We start from the raw sequence: 19,874 nt of genomic DNA, 5'->3' as shown, positions 1-19,874 counted from the left end.
GCTCGCGTCAAGGGGAATCTCATGAAAGTCAATCGTTATCTTTTCGCGCGCCGCGCCCTCTTCATCGTCGCGGCCCCGGCCTGTGCCGCCCTCAGCGGCTGCATGTCGAGTTCGCCGATCTGGGACGCGCACTTCGGCGAAGCGGTCAAAACCGTGACGCAAGCGCAAGTCATCGATCCGGACGCGGGTGCACGCAACCCGTCGAAACCGGGCATCGACGGCAAGGCCGCAAACTCGGCAATGGGCCAGTACCAGAAGTCGTTCGACTCGCCGCCGACAACGTTCACGCCGTTGGTGATCGGTGTCGGAAACGGCGGTGGCAGTGGTGGCGGCGGCGGCGGGAGCCAGTAAAGCAATCAATCGAGGGGGGAAGTCATCATGCGTCGCCAATGGCAATCAGGCATACCAAGAAGGACTCGACGCACTCAAGGCGGCGCGGTGGCGGTCATCGTCGCGCTGTCCCTTGCGGTGCTGATCGGGGTGGTCGGGCTCGCGCTCGACCTCGGCAAGCTCTACATCGTGAGAAGCGAGCTGCAGAACAGTGCGGACGCCTGCGCGCTCGCGGCAGTTCGCGATCTCACAGGCGCCACGATCAACCTCTCGGTATCGGAGGCGGCCGGCATCACCGCCGGCAACCTCAATCGCGTGTTTTTTCAGAGCACCCCGGTACAGTTGGCAACCGACAGCAACGTGACGTTCAGCGATTCGCTGACCAATCCGTTCCTGCCAAAGGGCTCGGTTGCCAATCCTTCGGCCATGAAGTACGTGAAGTGCACGACCTCGTTATCGAACATTTCCAACTGGTTTGCCCAGGTGCTCGATGTCCTGCCGGGCAACTCGGTTGCCAACGCGTCGGTATCAACAATGGCCGTCGCCACGATCAGCCCCGCTCAAACCACCTGCGCCATTCCTGTGTTCGTCTGCAAAGCCGGGACTCAGGTCAGTCCGCCAATAGCGGGCCAGAGCTATACACGCGGCCAGTGGATCGCGTCCAAAACCGGCTCGCCGCCCACCTACGGCCCGGGCAATTTCGGCTGGGCAGCCCTCGACGGTAGCAACAGCGCGGTTTCCGTCAGGAAAGAGTTGACCGGCAACTACTGCGCGCTGCCGGCGATCGGCTCGAGTATCGGCTCGCCGGGAAACAAGGTTACGGACACCGGCGCATGGAACTCGCGATTCGGCATTTATGCGAACCCCTATTCCCAAGCCACCGCGACACCGGACTTCACCGGATTCGCCTATACGGCCACGAGTTGGCCCGCTCAAAGCAACGCCTATAGCGATTTCGTCAGCAAGCGCTCGACGTTCACCGCCTATCAGGGGGACGCAGCAGCAGGCGTCAACACGAGTGGATCGTGGTCGGGGACGACCTATTCAGCTGGCGCCGATCGACGGCTCGCGCTCGCCCCCGAAGTCGACTGCACACAATTGCTGAGCGGCCATCAGGCTCAGATCGCTTGGTGGGACTGCGTCCTGATGCTAGATCCGATGGACAGTGGCGGCGCGGCCTCGGCGGTCCATCTGGAATACGAAGGCAAGTCGACCGATGCAAGCGTCCCGTGCGCCACGCAGGGCATTCCCGGTGACGGGTCTTCGGTCGGCCCGCTCGTTCCCGTGTTGGTGCAATAAGCGAGGCGATGATGAAAAACCACCGTACCAGTCTCAAACGCATGCGCGGCGCAGCGATGGTGGAATTTGCCATCGTAGTAGTCCCGCTGCTGTTGCTCGCTATGGGCGTTGCCGAATTCGGCCGGGCCTTCTACCAGTATGAGGCGCTCACCAAGTCGACACGAGACGCCGCGCGCTTTCTGTCGATGTACCTATCGACAGATCCCGCCTACCCCGTGGCCGATGCCCAGTGTCTCGCGGTGTATGGCAGCTCACCCTGCCCGAGCGGCTCGGCGACGCCGCTCGTCGATGGCTTGACGACCTCCATGATCGTCGTCTGCGACGCGTCCCACACCACCGGATGCCAGGATGCCACCGATCCCCCGCAATTCGCCGGCGTCCCGACTTACGACACGAACAACGGCGCGGCCAGCGGAACACCAACGGGCAGCGTCAACCTCGTCGAGGTCAAGATCAAAGGCTACCCGTACACGCCGATCGAGACGTTCTTCAATCTGCAGGGGCTCATCTTCGGCAACATCTCCACCGTGATGAGGCAAGAATCATGAAGCCGCATTCGCGATCCTTCGCCTCCCGGAGGCGCAACCAGCGCGGCGCGGCCCTCGTGGAGTTTGCGATCGTTGTCGCACTGTTTTGCACGTTGTTGATCGGTATTCTCGAATTCGGTCGCGCGCTGTTCTACTGGAATACCGCGAGCGAAGCCGTGCGACTCGGCGCACGCACCGCCGCTGTGTGCGACGCCGATGCGTCGATCATCAAGTCCAGGATCACCGGGTTGCTGCCCTTGCTTGCCTCGTCGAACGTGAATCTTAGCTACACCCCGTCCGGCTGCGACTCTGACCCGAGCACGGCGCGCAGCACCTGCACGTTCGTTACGGTCAGCGTCACCAACGTAAGCGTGAAGATGATGATCCCGTTCCTTCCGATCACGCTCGCCATGCCGCCCCTCACCACCACGTTGCCCCGCGAAAGTCTCGCGACGTCGACAGGCGGCAACGTATGTCAATAATCTTGATAGCTCGGGCAGAAACATCATGATCGATATCCTCAGCATCTCAAGCGACGCCTCGCGCCTTGCCCAGATCGTGCGCCACATCGGCGAATGCGGCAGCTACCGGACGACGCGCATCGTTGGAACCCCGGCGCAACTCGCCGAGCGCGGCGACAGCTTGGAATCATTCGACGTACTGATCGTCGACGCAGTCACGCTGCAAGACGCGCAGTTACCTGTCATCGCGAGTCTATGTCAGCGCATGACGCGGCTGACCTGCATCCTGCTGACTCCGGACACGTCGCAGCAGACGCTCATCGAAGCGATGCGTGCGGGCGTTCGCGACGTGCTCGCGTGGCCGCTAGACAAGCATTCGCTGTGCGAGGCGCTGCACCGCGTCGAGCAAAGCCGCATGCTGCAGAGTGGGCATGTGACTCGCGTCTTGTCCTTCATGTCATGCAAGGGCGGCGTGGGGACCACGTTCATTGCCTGCAACGTCGCCTATGCACTGTCCACGTTTCAGAAAAAGCGCGTGCTGCTCGTCGATCTCAATCAACTGTATGGCGACGCATCGTTTCTTCTCTCAAACGACAGCGCCCCTTCAACGCTACCGCAGGTGTGCGGAAACATCGAACGGATGGATTCGGCGTTTTTGGATGCGAGCCTCATGCACGTGAGCGACACGTTCGACCTGCTCGCAGGCGCAGGCGATCCGGTCAAGGCAGCCGATGTCCAAAACGACCGACTCGAATGGATGCTCGGGGTAGCCGCTCCCCGATACGATTTCGTCATCTTCGATCTCGGGCAGTCCATCAATCAGCTTTCGATCGTCGCACTCGATCGCAGCGACGAAATTCACGTCGTGTTGCAGCCCGGCATGTTGTATGCCCGGGCAGGCCGGCGTCTCCAGGAGATCCTGACATCGCTCGGGTATCCCTACTCACACCTGAAATTGTTGGTCAACCGATATACGCGCCACGCGGAGCGCGAAAAGGCGGCCCTCGAGGAAGTGCTCGACATGTCGCCTCACCTCGTGCTGCCCGAGGACAACGAAGTCGTCACGGAGGCGGTGAACCACGGCCTGCCCGTTTTCGAGGTCAGCCGCAAGAGCGGCGTATCGCGCGGTCTGCAGCAATTCGCGGCGGATATCGCCTGTGGGACGCAAGCGCTCTCGCAAGGGCACAAGGAAAACGCCGAACGGCGGTCCGGGTTGTTCAGCCGCCTTGCCGCCCCCAAGCTCAAGACCTCCATGTAATGAACGCAGAACGAGGAGAACACCATGTTGCTACGTGAGCAGATTTCCAACCAATCCGTGCAGCCGCTCGGCGAACGCGCCCCAGTGGGAAGCTCGCACAATGGCATGGCCCGCAGCTCGTACCAGAAGCTCAAGCGCGAAGTCCACCAACTGGTGCTCGAGCGCGTCGAACTCGAACGCCTCGCGCGTCTATCACCGGACCTCGTTCGTCAGGAACTCACCGCACTCATCATGCGCATCCTCGACGAGGAAAGAGCGCCCGCCAACGACCCGGAGCGCAAGCAACTCGTCGTCGACGTCTACGATGAAATGTTCGGCTTCGGTCCCCTGGAAGTGCTGCTACGCGACCCAGGCATATCCGACATATTGGTCAATACGTTTCAACAAACGTATGTCGAACGCAAAGGACGCCTTGAACTGACCGATGTCACGTTCTACGACGATGCGCACCTGATGAAAGTGATCGAGAAGATCGTGTCACGCGTCGGACGGCGCATCGACGAATCGAGCCCGATGGTCGATGCGCGACTGCCGGACGGATCGCGCGTCAACGCAATCATCCCCCCGTCCGCCGTAGATGGGCCGCTCGTGTCGATCAGGCGCTTCGCCGTCAATCCATTGCAGGTGTCGGATCTGATCGAGTTGCAGACCCTCACCCCGCCCATGGCCGAACTCCTCGACGCTCTGGCGCGCGCCAAGGTCAACATCCTCATCTCGGGCGGCACCGGCAGCGGCAAGACGACGCTTCTGAACATCCTGTCGGGCTTCATCCCGGCCGACGAGCGCATCATCACGATTGAGGACGCGGCGGAACTTCAGCTTCGCCAGCCTCATGTGGCCAGGCTCGAGACACGCCCTCCGAATATCGAGGGGCGTGGCGAGATCACGCAACGCACACTGGTGCGCAACGCCTTGCGGATGCGTCCTGACCGAATCATTCTGGGTGAGGTGCGCGGCGCCGAAGCCCTCGACATGCTCGCCGCCATGAACACCGGCCACGAGGGATCGCTTGCGACGATCCATGCGAATACCCCGCGCGATGCCCTTACGCGCCTCGAGAACATGATCAACATGGCGGGGATGTCGCTTCCGCCGAAAACAATGCGCCAGCAAATCGCATCGGCGATTCACGTCGTCATCCAGGCTACGCGGCTCAACGACGGCCGGCGCAAGATCGTGAGCATCCAGGAGCTGACCGGGATGGAAGGCGAAGTCATCAACATGCAGGAGATTTTTGCCTTCAAGCGAACGGGTCTCGATCCAAACGGTAACGTACGCGGCTATTTCTGTGCGACCGGGGTGCGGCCTAAATTCGTCGATCGACTGCAAGCGTTCGGGATCAATCTTCCCGATCAGCTCTACGACCCCGCGCGGCGATTCGACACCAAGTAGTCAAGTAGCGAAACAACCGGGCACGCTGTCTAAGCTGCCGGAACCGGGGAGGCCAGCATGGATTCGATCTTCTACACATTCATCGTCTTGATGTTCGTAGCCGTCGTGCTAGCGTTCGAAGCCATCTACGTCTGGTGGAACAGCCGCCATGGTCCCGCGGCACGGCGCATCGACTCACGCATCCGCGCATTGTCGGCGGGCGGACACGCGAGCAAGGAACGCTTGTCGATTCTGAAGAACGATGTGCTCAAGGATGGCAGCTTCTTCGAAAAGCTGATGCTGCAGATGCCGCGCGCGAAATCGCTCGATCTTCTGCTGCAGCAATCGGGCACGCGTACCAGCGCCGCGCGGCTGGGTCTCACGTGCCTGATCCTGGCGTTTTGTGCGCTCGTGGTAACGGCCCTCTTGCCCGTGCCCGTGGTGGTCGGTCCGATAGCCGCATTATTCGTGGGCGCCCTTCCCTACTTCAATATCCTGCGCCTGCGGAACAAACGGCTGCATAAGCTGGAAAAGCAACTGCCCGACGTTGCCGATACGTTGAGCCGCGCCCTGCGTGCGGGGCACTCGTTCGCCAGCGCCATCGGCATGGTGGCCTCGGAATTCGCCGAACCGATGGGCGGTGAATTCCGGATCACCTTCGATGAAATCAACTACGGCGTGCCAATGAACGAGGCTTTGCTGAATCTGGCAAACCGCGTACCGATTCGCGATTTGCGGTACTTCGTGATCGCCGTGCTGATTCAGCGAGAAACGGGCGGCAATCTGGCAGAGGTGCTCGACGGTATTGGCTTTCTGATCCGCGAGCGTTTCAAGCTCTTCGACAAGGTGCGCGTGCTGGCCGCGGAAGGAAAGTTGTCGGCGTGGGTGCTTTGTCTGCTTCCGTTCGTGACCGGCGGCGCCGTCATGATCTTCAATCCGAAGTTCCTTCCGGTGCTATGGGAAGATCCGCTCGGCCAGAAGATGCTTGCGGGGATGGCGGTCATCATGGTGGCGGGCGTGATGTGGATGCGCAACATTATCAAAATCCGCGTGTGAGTGCGCGAGCACTCGCCGCGACGCTGTTATATGGGGGTGTCATGGAATCGCCCAATACGATCAACATCGCTTTGCTGGCCGGCCTTTTCGTCATCGTGTTCGCCGGAGCCTTCGGCGCGATGATCTTCTTCGCACCGCGCGACATGCGGCGGCGCATCGAACAGGCTGTGGGAGGGGCACAAGTCAAAGCACCGTCCGAACCCGAGTCGCCAGGCTCGGCATGGCTCGAAAGGATCGCGGATATTTCGCAGCCCATTGCGAAGCTGTCGATTCCCAAAGAGAACTGGGAGAAGTCGGCATTGCGGCTGCAACTCATGAATGCGGGCTGGCGATCCCCGCACGCCGCCGCGGTTTATTTTGCGGCCAAAACCGCGCTGGCTCTCGCGCTCCCGCTCATCGCGTTGCCCTGGCTTGCCACCAGCTCCGTCTCGACCAACCCGACCGAACTGAGCGGAATCCTGCTGTTGATGGGCGCATTCGGCTACTACCTGCCAAACGGCGTGCTCAGGCGTCGCGTGGCCGCGCGCAAGCGCACGATCTTCGAGGATTTTCCGGATGCGATCGACCTGCTGACCGTTTGCGTCGAGGCCGGCCTGGGTCTGGACGCCGCGATGGTAAAGGTGGCTGACGAAATCAAGCTGCGTAGCCCGGTGGTGGCAAATGAGCTCCAATTGATGCTGCTGGAATTGCGCTCTGGCTTTTCGAAAGAACAGGCGCTGCGTAATCTCTCTTTGCGCACGGGCGTGGAAGATATCGAATCGTTCAGCACGATGCTCATCCAGGCTGAACGCTTTGGCACGAGTATCGGCGATTCGCTGCGCGTGCTTTCAGACACGTTGCGCACGCGGCGCCGGATGCGCGCCGAGGAACAGGCAGCGAAGATTGCTTTGAAATTGCTGCTTCCGCTCTGCTTCTGCATCTTTCCCGCGATGTTCATCGTGTTGTTGGGACCGGCGGTCATTCAGGTCTACCGGGTTCTCTTGCCGATCATGAACGGCGGCGGCATTTGAGCATGTTCCGACGGACACGGCGCGTGAGCATCGCGTCCGTCATCTCGATCGCGGCCGCGTATCGTAAACTGTCGCGCAACCTTGACGAGGAGCCCGACATGGCCCGCAAAACGCGCAACGCTTCGCAATTGCAAGAGGAAGTGAGCCACCGCATCCATCGCATCCACGAAATCGTCGAAGACGGCGTCAAGATTCGCGTGCCGCGTCCGCAAAAACAGCCCTCCGACACAAACGGCTGCAATTGGACGATGAAACACTTCGGCAACGCGGTGGGGTACGAGCGATTCGTCGACGAAGTGCTGACAGCCGTGCGGGCCGAATACAACCTCTCGGATACGGATGACGTCAAAGACATCCGGAGCCTGTTCGGCGAATAACGCCGGCCCGGCGGATAGCGCGCATCGATATTCCACCGACCGCGCGAAATCCTGCGTCGGCAGACGTTCCGGCGTCAGCTCGACAAACGGCGCCTCGCCGCCGGCCGCGGAAGCCGCAACGATGCCATCGTCATGCGGCACTTGGCAGCCGATCCTTTTCCGCCGTTTATCGGTCGTCTGCACGTACCAAATGATCGTTTCTTTCATTTGCGCCACAATGACGACATTGATCGCTCCAGCCATCCATATCGACAATGGCCGCTTGTTCGTTGCACCCCGGCACACTCCGGCCCGCCATCATCGGGCGAACCGCCCATGCGCTCGCATGCGGCGCGCTGCGCCCGATCGAGACGGTCCAAACCACGCTGGACGATAGCGGCATACGCTTCGTCGTCCGGCAGGTCTCGAGTTTGGTCCGCAAACACCGCCAGGAAACGTCTGCGCCACAGCGCTTCGTCGATCCGTTCCTTCCGCACGACCCCGATCTATTCGTCGCCGACGTATCGGCCACGCATTTCGCGCTACTCAACAAGTTCAATGTCATCGATCATCACCTGCTGATCGTGACGCGTGCATTCGAGCCGCAGGAAGCGTTGCTCGATCTCGACGATTTCGCGGCATGGTTCGCCTGCCTGAGCGAATTCGACGCACTGGGGTTCTACAACGGCGGCCGCGAAGCGGGCGCGAGCCAGCCGCACAAGCACATGCAGGTCGTGCCGTTGCCGCTTGGAGATTTGGGGCAGTCGCTGCCCATCGCACCGCTCATCGATGCGGCGTCGTTTGACGGCCCGGTGGGCACCTTGCCCGGCCTCTCATTCGCCCATGCTTTCGCGCGACTCGTACCGGCTCCAATCGAGCAAGCGGCCGCACAGGCGCTCGATCGGTATCGGCTGCTTTTGGATGCCGTTGGGTTGAGATCGATCGTTGTCGACGGTCGCCTGCATCAAAGCGCCCCGTACAACCTGCTGATGACGCCACGCTGGATGCTGCTCGTGCCACGTTCTGCCGAATGCGCTGCGGGAATCCCAATCAATTCGCTGGGATTCGCCGGCTCGCTGTTCGTACGGAACGCCGAGCAGTTCGACGAACTGTGTCGAATCGGCCCGATGACTGCGCTTTGTCGCGTCGGCGTCGCGCGACGCGAGAACGCATAACCGCCCGCCCTGCCGCAGACAGGCCTTATCATGATGGCCTTACGCTTTCTTCGCCCTGTGCCTTTGCTTATGTCGTCCAACGTCGCGTCACATGCGCGTTCGCGTATCGCTCGCATCGCTCTTGCATCGCTTGTCTTGACGCTTGCTGCCTGTGCCGCCAACCCACCGGCAGCCTCGCATGCTTACGTCGATCCTATCGGCCTGTTTCCGATGGCTGCCTACGACCAGGATGTCGATCACTGGATCGATCCGTCCAGCGCGGGCTATGACACGCCGTTTTTAAGCCCTGCCGAACAGCGTGCGCATTGGGCTGCTTACCTTGCCCGATATTTTGGTACCGCAGAACGCGATCCGTCGCCGTGGAATCCGGCCTTCATCGCCAATCGTCTGTACGGCGATGGCGGCTCCGATATCGTCGATCTCCAATTGCGCCGGATCGGCAGCTATGACAACGCAGGCAAGGTAGGTCGAGGGATCGGGTACGGCCAGAACTTTCGGCCGCATACGAGCCGGTGGCTCGACGATATCGAGCGCAACATGAACCTGCAGCAGTTCGGGCAAGCGCCTCGCTACACGCCCGCCGCGCGCGCCATCGCAACGGATGCGCTGCTCGTGCGCGAATTGCCGACGATGGACCCATCGTTCTTTTCGCACCGGCTCGCCGGTCAGGGCTACCCGTTCGACAACCTACAAATCTCTTCGGTGCGCCCCGGCACGCCGCTTTACGTGCTCGGCCAAAGCGCCGACGGCGCATGGGACTACGTGCAAACGCCGGACGTTCAAGGGTGGGTGGCGTCGAACGGCGTGGGTTTCGTCGACGACGCATTCATCTCGACTTGGTCGCATCGCGGCTCAGACGGTTGGGCAGTGGTGACCGCAGCGAGTACACCGGTGCGCGACGATAGCGCCACGTTCCGGTTCAATGCGACTGCGGGCACGCTGCTGCCGCTTGCACACGCGCAACTTGCACACACGCAAAGCGCCGCGTCGAATCAGCCGCTTGCGGCACTCGTCCCCGCGCGAGATATCGATGGCCGTGCCGTGATACGCGAAGCCCGGTTGCCGAACACGGTGGCGGCACGAGCGCCGATCGCCGCTACGCCGCGGCATTTGGCCATGCTGATGAAGTCGTTGATCGGCCGCCCCTATGGATGGGGCAACATGAACTTCTACAACGACTGTTCGTCGGAGTTGCAAAGCATCTTTGCCGCGTTCGGCGTTTGGTTGCCGCGACATTCGTCCGCCCAAATGTCGGCTGGCGACATGACCGATCTTTCGTCGGACTCGCCCGCGCAACGGCTCGACTTTTTGGTGAGAAACGGCAAGCCGATGCGCACGCTGATCTATATCGGCGGGCACGTCATGCTGTACTTGGGCAATACGATACGCGATGGTCGCGCGGTCCCGCTCGTCTATCAGGACATTTGGGGGATGCGCCCGGCGGACAACAGCCGGCGCGCGATCATTGGCGGGTCGGTCATCTTCCCGCTCTTGCTGACCATTCCGGAAGATCCGAGCCTCGAATCGCTTGCCGCCACGCGAATCTTTCAGGTGAGCGTGCTCGGCATGCCAAGCGGCGCAGCGCCGCCGGCAACCGACGAAAACCCGGCGAGTTGAGGCTTCGCCGCTTTACTGCGGCAAGACTTCCCCCCTCGTCTCGGGCGCGAACGGAATGATGAACAGCCCCACCACGAACACGCCGGCAGTCAATGCAACCGGCAATCCAAGCGTATGCGTATGCAGCACGGCCGCGCCTAGAAGGAAGTTCACCCCCGCCCCGATGAAGCGGCCGAACGAGGTGCAGAAGGCGAATGCCGTTGCGCGCACCCGCGTTTCGAACTGCTCGGGCAGCCACAAGCTGAACAACGCAAAGTTGCCGCCGAAGAACCCAAGCGCGAACAGCCAAGCGATGAACGGCGCCAACCCGTTCGGCAAGTAAAATGCCCAACCGAAGCTGCCGATGATGGAAGCGGCCATGCCGGCAAAATACACTGCGAGCGTCTTTTTTCGGCCAATGCGTTCCGCGAGCGGCGGCAACGCCAAGCACCCGAGAATCGTGCCGATCGAAAGCAAGCCCGTCGCCAGGGAAGCGGTCTTGATCGCACCAGCTTTATCCATGCCCGACTTCAGCGCGAGTTGAATGACAGCCGACGGCTCGTACACCGCGCCGGCCCATAGACCGACGATGGCGATCGTCAACAGCGCACAGGCCACCCAAGTGCGCCGACGATAGCCGGGACCGAGGATTTGCGCGAGCGGCTTCACGTGCACCACGCGTGCCTCCGACTGCTTCCACTTCTCCGGTTCCTTGACCCGCAACAGCACGAGAATCGCGATAACGACAGGCACCGCTCCGGTCAAGAACATCGCGCGCCACCCGAAGTGGACGCCGATCGTATAGTTCAGCGCGGCAGCCAAGAAGAAGCCCGCGTAATAGCCCGTCTGCAAATAACCCGCCCCCATCTTCCGGCGGTCTTCGGGCCACGCTTCAGCCACATAGGTGCCCGCCAACGCCCATTCGCCACCGATCCCGACACCGGCGAGAAAGCGGTAGATGGCGAGTTCGTACACGCTGTGCGCAGTTGCGGAAAGACCCGTGAAAATGGCGAACGTGAAGATCGTTGCGGCCAACACTTTGGTCCGCCCGAAGCGATCGGCTAGCGGCCCCCAAATGAAGGACAAGCCCCATCCCACGAGAAACAACGCGAACAAGATCGAACCGGCAAGCCCGATGTTCGCGCCGCTTGCCGCGAATCCCGAGCGCGGCAACAGTTCGGTCAGCGCCGGCGTGAGCACGAGCGCATAAATGAACGAATCCATGCCATCGAGCGTCCAGCCCGCCCAGGCACCCCAAAATCCCGCTATTTGCGAACGGTTCAGCGGCGTGCGCTGCCGCGCCGTACGCGCGCTGTCTGTCATCGAACTCATCGACTCCTCCGGTGAAACGGTTTGACTACCGACAATGACGGCGCAAGCGCGCGACGGCTTCGGCGCGCCTGGCTCCTGGCCTACGTCCAGGCCCCGATGTACCCCGGGTTTGCCCCATTTCCTATCGAATATTTTGTATATAATATCGAGCATCATGAATGACGCAACGAATCGTTTTCCCCTAGAGATCGAGGTTCCCGAAGGCCTGCCCCTTGCGGGAGTAGCCGTCGCTCCTCGCACGAGCGCCTCGCGCATGGTGGCCGACGCATTGCGCGCGGCGATTGTCGATGGCCGCCTGCCTCCCGGCGCGCCGTTGCGCCAAGACGCCCTGGCGCGGCATTTCTCCGTCAGCGCGATTCCCGTGCGCGAAGCGCTGCGGCTGCTCGAAAGCGAAGGCTGGACGAAGGCCGAGATGAACAAGGGCGCCACCGTCGCCCCGCTTTCGGCCGACGAAGCCCGCGAGATCTACGAGATCCGCGCCGCGTTGGAAGGTCTCGCGATCACGCTGGCGATCCCGAACCACACGAGCGAGACCTTGCACGTGGCGCAATCGCTGTACGAAGCCGCGGAACTCGAGCGCGACCCGGCGCTCTACGTCGCTCGCAACGAGGCGTTCCACATGAGCCTTTACGCGCCCGCGGCGCGGCCGCAGTTGCTCGAGATGATCGGCACGTTGCACCGTCGCGGCGAACGCTACCTTCGAGTCAAGTTCGGATTGCCCGAGCACAAGCGCGTGTCGGATCACGAGCATGGTCAGTTGATGCGATTCGTGCGGCGCAAGGACATCCCCGCGGCCCAAAAGCTCGTTTCCGACCATTTGCTCGGCACCGGCGATTTGCTTTATCGCTTGCTCAGCGAGCAGGCGCCGCGCGCCGCCGCTTCGGGGGGCAAGCGCGCCGGTAAGAGTGCGAGCAAACTCGCAAGCGCAGGCAACGATGCGGGCGCGTCGGAGGCCATGCCGATGATCGCTGCGAAGAAGCGTCCGCCTTCGCGGCGCCACAACGGATGAAACTCGTCCGCCCTCGTTTCACGTATAGGAGCCGCTTCGCCAGATGATTCCCGCCGCCGAACCCACGGTCCCGCGTACGTGGACCACACTGCGTGACGAGAAAGCGCGACGCCTGGCCGCCGTAGCGCCTTGGCTCGAGGATGGCATTCTGCCGTCGGAGCGGATCATCGATGCGCTTCAAACGCTGATCCGCCCAGGCGATCGCGTTGCACTCGAGGGCGACAACCAAAAGCAGGCCGATTTCCTCTCGCGCTCGCTCGCCCGCGTCGATCCGGACATCGTCCACGGCATCCATCTCTTGATTTCCAGCATCAGCCGCCCCGAGCATTTGACGCTGTTCGAGCGCGGCATCGCGCACAAGGTCGACTTCTCTTTCGCGGGGCCGCAAAGCCTGCGCGTCGCTCAGCTGCTCGAAGACGGGCTGCTGGAAATCGGCTCGATCTATACCTACGTCGAACTCTACGCACGCATGTTCGTCGACTTGACGCCCCAAGTCGCGTTGCTGTGCGCCGAGAAGGCCGATCGCCACGGCAATCTGTACACGGGGGCGAATACCGAAGACACGCCGACGATCGCCGAAGCGGCCGCGTTCCGCCACGGTATCGTCATCGTTCAGGTCAATGAAATCGTCGACACCCTGCCCCGCGTCGACATTCCTGCGTCGTGGGTCGACGTGGTGGTCCAGGCGGACCGCCCGTTCGCGGTCGAGCCGTTGTTCACGCGCGATCCACGGCACATCGGCGATTTGCAGGTGCTAACCGCGATGATGGTGATTCGCGGCATTTACGCGCCCTACGGCGTGACCTCGCTTAACCATGGCATCGGGTTCGATACCGCCGCGATCGAACTGATACTGCCCACGTACGGCGCGGAACTCGGCTTGAAAGGAAAGATCTGCCGCAACTGGACGCTCAATCCCCACCCCACGCTGATTCCCGCGATCGAATCGGGATGGGTGGAAAGCGTTCATTGCTTCGGCAGCGAAGTGGGCATGGAAGACTACGTCGCGGCGCGTCCCGATGTGTTTTTCACCGGACGCGACGGCAGTCTTCGCTCCAACCGCGTGCTGTGTCAATTGGCTGGCCAGTACGGCGTCGATCTATTCATCGGCTCCACGCTGCAGCTCGATGCCGATGCCAATTCATCCACCGTCACGCGCGGGCGGCTCGCCGGCTTCGGGGGCGCCCCGAACATGGGGCACGATCCGCATGGACGCCGCCATGCGAGCGAAGCGTGGCTCAAGCTGCTCAAGGCCGGCGACGGGCCGATCGCGCGCGGGCGCAAACTCGTCGTTCAGCTTGCCGAAACCTATAAGAAAGGCGGCGAACCCACGTTCGTCGACGAGCTCGATGCCATCGCCGTCGGCGCCAAGAGCGCGATGCCGATCGCACCCGTGATGATTTACGGCGACGATGTCAGCCACGTCGTGACCGAGGAAGGCATCGCCTATCTGCATAAAGCCGAAGGCATCGAGGAGCGGCGCGCGGCGCTTGCCGCCGTGGCAGGCGTGACGCCGATCGGGCTCCGCGCGAAGCCCGAACGCACTGCCGAGCTGCGGCGGCGCGGCATCGTCGCCTACCCGGAAGACCTCGGCATTCGGCGCGCTCAAGCCAAGCGCGCGTTGCTGGCCGCACGCAGCATCGACGATCTCGTGGCTTGGTCGGGCGGCCTGTATGCGCCGCCGGCGCGCTTTCGGAGCTGGTGAGCGATGCCCGCCATCGCAGTTCGTCGAGTGCCTCGGCCTAGCCGAGAAGCCAACACCTCCCTACCGAGCGACGATGCCGCCGCGTGGCTCGCGCGTCTGGCCACCCATGCGCTGCTCGAAGAGGCGCGTCTTACGCCCAAGCCCGCGCTCGTCGATCGGCGCGGCAGCGGCGCCCATCGCGATCTGAATCTTGCATTGATGGAGCGCTCGGCTTGCTCGCTCGAGCCGACTTTTGCCGCACTTGCACGCGCATCGACAGGCGTGGTGCCGTCGGCGTCGTTGCGGGCGCAACTGGCCGCTATTGGCCGCGATGGCGAAAGCGTGATGATGGAGGCGACGCAAGGTAGCAACGCTCACCGCGGCGCGATTTGGATCGTCGGGCTGTTAGTTGCAGGCGCAACGATATTCGGCATGGAAGCGCTCACGCGGCCGCAGTTCGACGCTGCACGGGAGATCTGCGCCATGGCCGCGCAGATCGCTTGTTTTCCCGATCATGGTGCGCCACTCGTCGATAGCAACGGCTCGCGCGTACGGGCTCGCTATGGCGTCGGGGGGGCGCGACGGGAAGCGCAGGAAGGGTTTCCTCATGTGGTGCGCATTGGCCTGCCCGCGCTTCGCGCGGCAAGGAATCGCGGCGTCGGCGAAAACGTCGCGCGCATCGACGCGCTGCTCGCCATCATGACCTCGCTCGACGACACCTGTCTTTTACATCGCGCCGGGCCGCCCGCGCTCTGCGCCGCGAAAGCGGGCGCACAAGAAGTACTGACGCTTGGCGGCTGCGCCACCGCGCGCGGCCGCGCCGCGCTCGAACGGCTCGAAGCGCGCCTGCTGTCGCTCAATGCGTCGCCGGGCGGCGCCGCCGATCTGCTCGCGGCTACCCTTTTCATGGACAAGCTGGCGCAGGACGGCGCCGGCGGGAGGACAGCATCATGGAGCATCTGAGCTTCGATTACCCTGCGCGCAGCATCGTGTCCGCGCGTGCGCACGTGGGCGTGGTCGGCTCCGGCGACCTCGAAGTGCTGCTTGCGCCAAACCAGGCGATGCAGGCCCGTGTCGTCGTCAATACGAGCGTCGACGGTTACGGCCACATTTGGAAGAGCGTGTTGGATCGGTTCTTCTCGCGCTACGATGGCGCGGCTCAAATCGAAATCAACGATTTCGGCGCGACGCCCGGCGTGGTTGCCTTGCGGCTTGCGGAGGCCGTCGAAGCCGCGCAAGGCACCCAAGGGGGGACCCAAGGCATGCAAGGAGAGAACGCATGAACGCTGGGTTCGAAGCGGCTGCGCCGAGCTTCTCGGCGCGCGAAAGCTTCATCGAACTGACCGCGCGCGAGCGAGCGCGGCGCCTGCTGGACGCCGGTACGTTTCGCGAGCTGCTGGGCCCGTTCGATCGCCTCACCTCGCCCTGGCTGCCGCTGCAGGGCATCGTCTGCCAAGCCGACGACGGCGCGATCATTGCGCGCGGAAGCATCGACGGCCAGCCGGCGGTCGTTGCGGCTATCGAATCGGCGTTTCAGGGCGGCAGCATCGGAGAGGTGTCGGGCAGCAAGATCGCAGGCGCACTGGAGCTCGCGTTGCGCGACTGCGAGCGCGGCCGCACCGTGCGCCCCGTCATCGTGTTCGAGACCGGCGGCGTGCGCTTGCAGGAAGCAAACCTCGGCCTCGCGGTCATCGCCGAGATTCAAGCCGCGCTCGTCGCACTGCGCCGGCACGTGCCGGTCGTGGGCGTGATCGCCGGCATGGTGGGATGCTTCGGCGGCATGTCGCTGGCCGCGGCCCTATGTTCGCGCTTGATCATGACGCGCCAGGGACGGTTGGGCATGAACGGGCCCGAGGTCATCGAGCAGGAGGCCGGCATCGAGGAGCTGGACGCCAGCGACCGGCGTCGCATATGGCAATTGATCGGCGGCGAGCAGCGCGTCGCATCGGGCCTTGCGGACCGCCTCGTCGACGACGATGCGGATGCCGTCGCCGCAGCGGTGCGAGAGGCCTTCTCGGCGGGTGTGCGCCCGGTACATCGGAGCGAGGCGGTCGGTCGTTACCTGTCGCTGCTCTCTCGAATCGATCCGGACGCGGTCACGCCAGCATCGATGAGATCGGTGTTCGGCGACCCAGGTGCAGATACTAAGGAGTCGGAATGAACGATACGAAGGCCTTCTCCCGTGGCCAGCGCTGGCTGCGGGCGCTCGCGGGCGAGCCGATCGGCGCAGCGCCGATCTGGCATGCCGATGCACCGCTCGGCGATGAACCGGCACGCTTCATCGCCGTGGTGCCCGACCCCGCAAACCGTTTTCCTCGCGCCCGCGACAATGTGGTCGGGCTCGAACAAGGCTGGCGGCTTGCGCAAACCGTGCGCGCGGTGATCGAGGCGGACGCGCACGCACCGCGCCGACGGCCGATCGTGGTCATCGTCGACGTGAAAAGCCAAGCGTACGGCTATCGAGAAGAAATGCTCGGCATTCATCTCGCGTGCGCTGCGGCGGTCGACGCCTATGCTAGCGCGCGGCTTGCGGGCCACCCTGTCGTCGCGCTGATCGTCGGGCCCGCGATGTCGGGCGCGTTTCTCGCCCACGGCTATCAAGCCAATCGCATTCTCGCGCTCGATGCGCCCGGGATCATGGTCCATGCGATGGGCAAAGAAGCCGCCGCACGCGTCACACGCCGCTGCGTCGAAGCGCTAGATGCACTCGGAGAAACGATCACGCCGATGTCGTATTCGCTCACGGGTTTTGCGAAGCTCGGCTTGCTCGATCGTTTGATCGAAGAAGTCGACGCGGACGCGCCCACGCAAGAGCAGATTGCGCGTGTGCACCGCGCGCTCGCGGACGCGGCGTCGTCGGCGCGAGCCGATGCCGCCGATCTATCGCGGCACCGGCTCGACTCCGATGCCGCGCGCACCACTCGCGCGGCATCGATCGAGGTCAGGCGCCGTCTAGCCTTGCAATGGGATGCCGTTTGAGCGATCTGCGGAGTGGCGCTGGTACGTGGCACGGTGAGGAGCGGATGAGGACGGACACCTTCGCGAAGGGTAAGGAATACGAAGCGCATGACCTGCTTCGGCTGCATACCCTCCCTCCGATGAGCAACATGCCCGCTTGGCTAAGCGGTGTGTTCGCCGATGCGCCTTATGCCGTCGTCCGACGGGCCGATGCGCCGCCCGGTTTCGTCGCCGTGGGTTTTCGCGGACCGTCGCGGGCTCAACGATACGGCGCTTTCGTTGCGCTCGATTCGATCGCATCGGCGTGCTCGCCCGAGCATCTGCGGGATCGCCCGCTCTCCCCTGAGCGCCGCGCACTGAGCGCGTTCCAAGCGCTCGAAGCGCTCACTCGGCACGGCTGGCTGGACGGCCTCGCTTGGGGGCCGACCGGCAGTGTCGGCTTCGAGCTGGCGACAGGACATCCCGTCGTCTCCGATGCCAGCGATCTCGACTTGCTGATTCGGATGCCGACGCCGTTGCCGCGCATCACGGCACGGACGCTGCGCGCGCGTCTATCCGCCGTGGAAGCGGCCTTCGGAGTGCGCATCGATACGCAGCTCGAAACGCCCGCCGGAGGCGTTGCGCTCAGCGAATGGGCCGAGCACAAACCGCGCGTGATGGCGCGGTCCGGCCGCGGCCCGAGTCTCGTCGCCGACCCTTGGTCGACGCCTCAACCCTATGACGGAGCGCAACCCTGATGTTCGCGCTGCTCTATCCCGGCCAGGGCGCACAGAGCCCAGGGTTCTTGCATCGGCTACCGCCCCACGCCGCTGTAGCCGCAACCCTGGATGAAGCATCGGATGTCCTAGCCCTCGACGTCGGACAATTGGATACAGCCGAGGCCCTGCGCTCGAGCATCGCCGTGCAGATCGCGCTCGTCGTCGCCGGGGTTGCGGTACAACGGCGGCTGGCCGCCGCCGGCATAGAGGCGCACGCGCACGCCGGGCTTTCGGTTGGCGCCTATGCCGCGGCGGTCGGAAGCGGCGCACTGTCCTTCGCCGACGCATTGCGCATGGTGCGAACGCGGGCCGAGTTGATGGAGCGAGCGTATCCGAGCGGATATGGTTTGTCGGCGATCGAAGGTTTGACCGAAGCGCAAGTCGAAGCGCTAATCGAGCCCTTGGCGAATTCCCCGAACACGCAGGTCTACATCGCCAACGTCAACGCACCGCGTCAGATCGTCGTCGCAGGTTCGGTCACGGCGCTCGATGCATTCAACGAACGCGCCACCACGGCCGGCGCACATCGCGCAAAGCGCCTCATGATCAGCGTGCCTTCGCATTGCGAATTACTGCGCAAAGCGTCCGATGCGCTCGTGGCCTACGCCGCCGGTGTCGCGTTTCGCAGCCCGGCGTCCGTCTACATCGGCAACCGGCGAGCCCGCGCGCTGTATCGCCCCGCCGATATCCGCGACGACCTCGCCACCAACATGCGCTACACCGTGCGCTGGTTCGACGCGCTCACGGCGCTCGTGGAGCGCGGCGCGACGCTTCTCGTCGAAGCGCCGCCAGGTCAAGTGTTAACGGACATCGCGCGGGAGGCCTACCCCGAGATCACGGCGCTGGCCGCGGCGTCGTTCGAGGGCGACCGATGGGTCGCCGTGGTCGAACGGCGACTGACGGGCCGACACACCCCGCCTACTTGATCTCGAACTCGATTTTCCCGAATCCCTCGACCCTTCCTCTAACGATACCGGGCCCCGACGCAATGTAAAACGGCGTATACGAACCCGTCGTCAACATGGTCCTCGCCGGAATCGAATGCCCCGTCTCTAGCGTGCGCCCGATGAGCCAGGCAACCAAGCGCCGCGGATCGCCTGCGCTGTGCCTTGCGGCGCCTTGAAATATTTCATGGTCGTTCCAGTAAAAACCGAGCTGCGGCGCGCTGAAATCGAAGTTGCGATCGTAGGGCCGCGTATCGCCGATCACGAGTGCGCCGTTGTTCTGCAAATCGGCCAATTGCAGCAACGGATCGATATTGGGCCAGCCCTCGAAGCGGCTATCGACCACTTCGACGACGACGGACATCGTGTCGATGGCGTCGATCACCCCCTCGGGCTGCTCAGCCAATGATCGGTCTACGTCGCTCGCGAAGCTGAACGCGATTTCGAGTTCCAAGCCTAGACATGCATAGTCGCCGGAACGCAAGCCCGTGGCCGCGCCAAATACCCGCGTTGCCGGTAGTGGCGCAAACTGCGGCACGGCTGTCGGAGATCCTGCGCCGATCTTATAGCCCGCACAGCCCCCCAATTCGTCGAGCACGAGTTGCTGGACGACCAACGCCTCGTCGGCATTCTGCGGTTTGCAAGCGGCGACCGACGCGGGATCGACGAGCGTGTGCATTCGTCGGGCCTGCAGTAAACGTGAAGCAAGTTCTTGTGTCCGGGCCATGATGTCTCTCCCTCGTTCTTGTT

At 63.2% G+C, this 19,874-nt stretch carries 21 protein-coding genes; 19 read left to right on the top strand and 2 right to left on the bottom strand.

Annotated features, from left to right (window positions below; genetic code table 11):
* The first annotated feature begins 21 nt into the window (after window positions 1–21).
* The 11 genes from MMB74_RS16015 (at window position 22) to MMB74_RS15965 (ending at window position 10,460) form a co-directional block, all read left to right on the top strand.
* Window positions 22–351 carry a hypothetical protein gene (locus MMB74_RS16015; RefSeq protein ID WP_277429635.1) on the top strand — a complete coding sequence of 110 codons (330 nt, stop codon included), beginning with the start codon at window positions 22–24 and terminating at the stop codon, window positions 349–351.
* Window positions 352–378: 27 nt separating this feature from the next.
* Complete coding sequence (locus MMB74_RS16010; protein WP_277429634.1) at window positions 379–1,629, top strand: TadE/TadG family type IV pilus assembly protein; 1,251 nt, start codon at window positions 379–381, stop codon at window positions 1,627–1,629.
* 41 nt (window positions 1,630–1,670) lie between these two features.
* The gene (locus MMB74_RS16005) at window positions 1,671–2,177 is read left to right on the top strand and encodes a TadE/TadG family type IV pilus assembly protein (RefSeq protein ID WP_277429762.1); all 507 of its coding nucleotides are present in this window, start codon (window positions 1,671–1,673) and stop codon (window positions 2,175–2,177) included.
* Window positions 2,174–2,638, top strand: a complete 465-nt coding sequence (locus tag MMB74_RS16000; protein WP_277429633.1) for a TadE family protein — start codon at window positions 2,174–2,176, stop codon at window positions 2,636–2,638. Before MMB74_RS16005 ends, MMB74_RS16000 begins: the two co-directional genes overlap by 4 nt.
* A gap of 25 nt (window positions 2,639–2,663) precedes the next feature.
* Window positions 2,664–3,875: an AAA family ATPase gene (locus MMB74_RS15995; RefSeq protein WP_277429632.1), complete on the top strand. Its 1,212-nt coding sequence runs from the start codon at window positions 2,664–2,666 to the stop codon at window positions 3,873–3,875.
* A gap of 24 nt (window positions 3,876–3,899) precedes the next feature.
* On the top strand, window positions 3,900–5,267 hold the full coding sequence (locus MMB74_RS15990) for a CpaF family protein (RefSeq protein WP_277429631.1): 1,368 nt from the start codon (window positions 3,900–3,902) through the stop codon (window positions 5,265–5,267).
* A 57-nt stretch (window positions 5,268–5,324) separates the two neighbouring features.
* A complete protein-coding gene (locus MMB74_RS15985) occupies window positions 5,325–6,302 on the top strand; it encodes a type II secretion system F family protein (protein WP_277429630.1) in 978 nt (325 codons plus the stop codon).
* Window positions 6,303–6,343: 41 nt separating this feature from the next.
* Window positions 6,344–7,312 carry a type II secretion system F family protein gene (locus MMB74_RS15980; protein ID WP_277429761.1) on the top strand — a complete coding sequence of 323 codons (969 nt, stop codon included), beginning with the start codon at window positions 6,344–6,346 and terminating at the stop codon, window positions 7,310–7,312.
* 98 nt (window positions 7,313–7,410) lie between these two features.
* A complete protein-coding gene (locus tag MMB74_RS15975; protein WP_277429629.1) occupies window positions 7,411–7,689 on the top strand; it encodes a hypothetical protein in 279 nt (92 codons plus the stop codon).
* A gap of 254 nt (window positions 7,690–7,943) precedes the next feature.
* Window positions 7,944–8,843: a phosphorylase gene (locus MMB74_RS15970; protein WP_277429628.1), complete on the top strand. Its 900-nt coding sequence runs from the start codon at window positions 7,944–7,946 to the stop codon at window positions 8,841–8,843.
* 69 nt (window positions 8,844–8,912) lie between these two features.
* Window positions 8,913–10,460 carry an SH3 domain-containing C40 family peptidase gene (locus MMB74_RS15965; RefSeq protein ID WP_277429627.1) on the top strand — a complete coding sequence of 516 codons (1,548 nt, stop codon included), beginning with the start codon at window positions 8,913–8,915 and terminating at the stop codon, window positions 10,458–10,460.
* Between the two features lie 12 nt (window positions 10,461–10,472).
* Here the strand turns inward: MMB74_RS15965 and MMB74_RS15960 are convergent, their stop codons facing one another.
* Window positions 10,473–11,771, bottom strand: a complete 1,299-nt coding sequence (locus MMB74_RS15960; RefSeq protein ID WP_277429626.1) for an MFS transporter — start codon at window positions 11,769–11,771, stop codon at window positions 10,473–10,475.
* A gap of 154 nt (window positions 11,772–11,925) precedes the next feature.
* On the opposite strand from MMB74_RS15960, the gene MMB74_RS15955 reads away from it, so the two are divergent.
* From MMB74_RS15955 to mdcH, 8 genes are read left to right on the top strand one after another with little or no spacing between them, the layout of a single operon-like run.
* The gene (locus MMB74_RS15955) at window positions 11,926–12,780 is read left to right on the top strand and encodes a GntR family transcriptional regulator (RefSeq protein ID WP_277429625.1); all 855 of its coding nucleotides are present in this window, start codon (window positions 11,926–11,928) and stop codon (window positions 12,778–12,780) included.
* A gap of 43 nt (window positions 12,781–12,823) precedes the next feature.
* Complete coding sequence (gene mdcA / locus MMB74_RS15950) at window positions 12,824–14,485, top strand: malonate decarboxylase subunit alpha (protein ID WP_277429624.1); 1,662 nt, start codon at window positions 12,824–12,826, stop codon at window positions 14,483–14,485.
* A gap of 3 nt (window positions 14,486–14,488) precedes the next feature.
* Window positions 14,489–15,427 (top strand): triphosphoribosyl-dephospho-CoA synthase, encoded by a 939-nt coding sequence (locus tag MMB74_RS15945; RefSeq protein ID WP_277429623.1) that lies wholly within the window; start codon window positions 14,489–14,491, stop codon window positions 15,425–15,427.
* Window positions 15,415–15,747 carry a malonate decarboxylase subunit delta gene (locus tag MMB74_RS15940; RefSeq protein WP_277429622.1) on the top strand — a complete coding sequence of 111 codons (333 nt, stop codon included), beginning with the start codon at window positions 15,415–15,417 and terminating at the stop codon, window positions 15,745–15,747. Before MMB74_RS15945 ends, MMB74_RS15940 begins: the two co-directional genes overlap by 13 nt.
* On the top strand, window positions 15,744–16,625 hold the full coding sequence (locus MMB74_RS15935; protein ID WP_277429621.1) for a biotin-independent malonate decarboxylase subunit beta: 882 nt from the start codon (window positions 15,744–15,746) through the stop codon (window positions 16,623–16,625). Before MMB74_RS15940 ends, MMB74_RS15935 begins: the two co-directional genes overlap by 4 nt.
* Window positions 16,622–17,443: a biotin-independent malonate decarboxylase subunit gamma gene (mdcE, locus tag MMB74_RS15930; protein ID WP_277429620.1), complete on the top strand. Its 822-nt coding sequence runs from the start codon at window positions 16,622–16,624 to the stop codon at window positions 17,441–17,443. The genes MMB74_RS15935 and mdcE overlap by 4 nt, the downstream gene beginning before the upstream one ends.
* Window positions 17,444–17,487: 44 nt before the next feature.
* Complete coding sequence (locus MMB74_RS15925) at window positions 17,488–18,159, top strand: malonate decarboxylase holo-ACP synthase (RefSeq protein ID WP_277429619.1); 672 nt, start codon at window positions 17,488–17,490, stop codon at window positions 18,157–18,159.
* Window positions 18,159–19,106, top strand: coding sequence for a malonate decarboxylase subunit epsilon (mdcH, locus tag MMB74_RS15920; RefSeq protein WP_277429618.1), 948 nt, complete (start codon window positions 18,159–18,161; stop codon window positions 19,104–19,106). Before MMB74_RS15925 ends, mdcH begins: the two co-directional genes overlap by 1 nt.
* On the opposite strand, the gene MMB74_RS15915 is transcribed toward mdcH, so the two are convergent.
* Window positions 19,099–19,851, bottom strand: a complete 753-nt coding sequence (locus MMB74_RS15915) for a hypothetical protein (RefSeq protein WP_277429617.1) — start codon at window positions 19,849–19,851, stop codon at window positions 19,099–19,101. The genes mdcH and MMB74_RS15915 overlap by 8 nt on opposite strands.
* Window positions 19,852–19,874: the final 23 nt, after the last annotated feature.

This window comes from Trinickia sp. Y13 (genome assembly GCF_029522115.1).
Taxonomy (GTDB): domain Bacteria; phylum Pseudomonadota; class Gammaproteobacteria; order Burkholderiales; family Burkholderiaceae; genus Trinickia.
The sequence above is the reverse complement of the archived record's forward strand: the minus strand, read 5'-3'. Positions and strand labels throughout refer to the sequence as shown.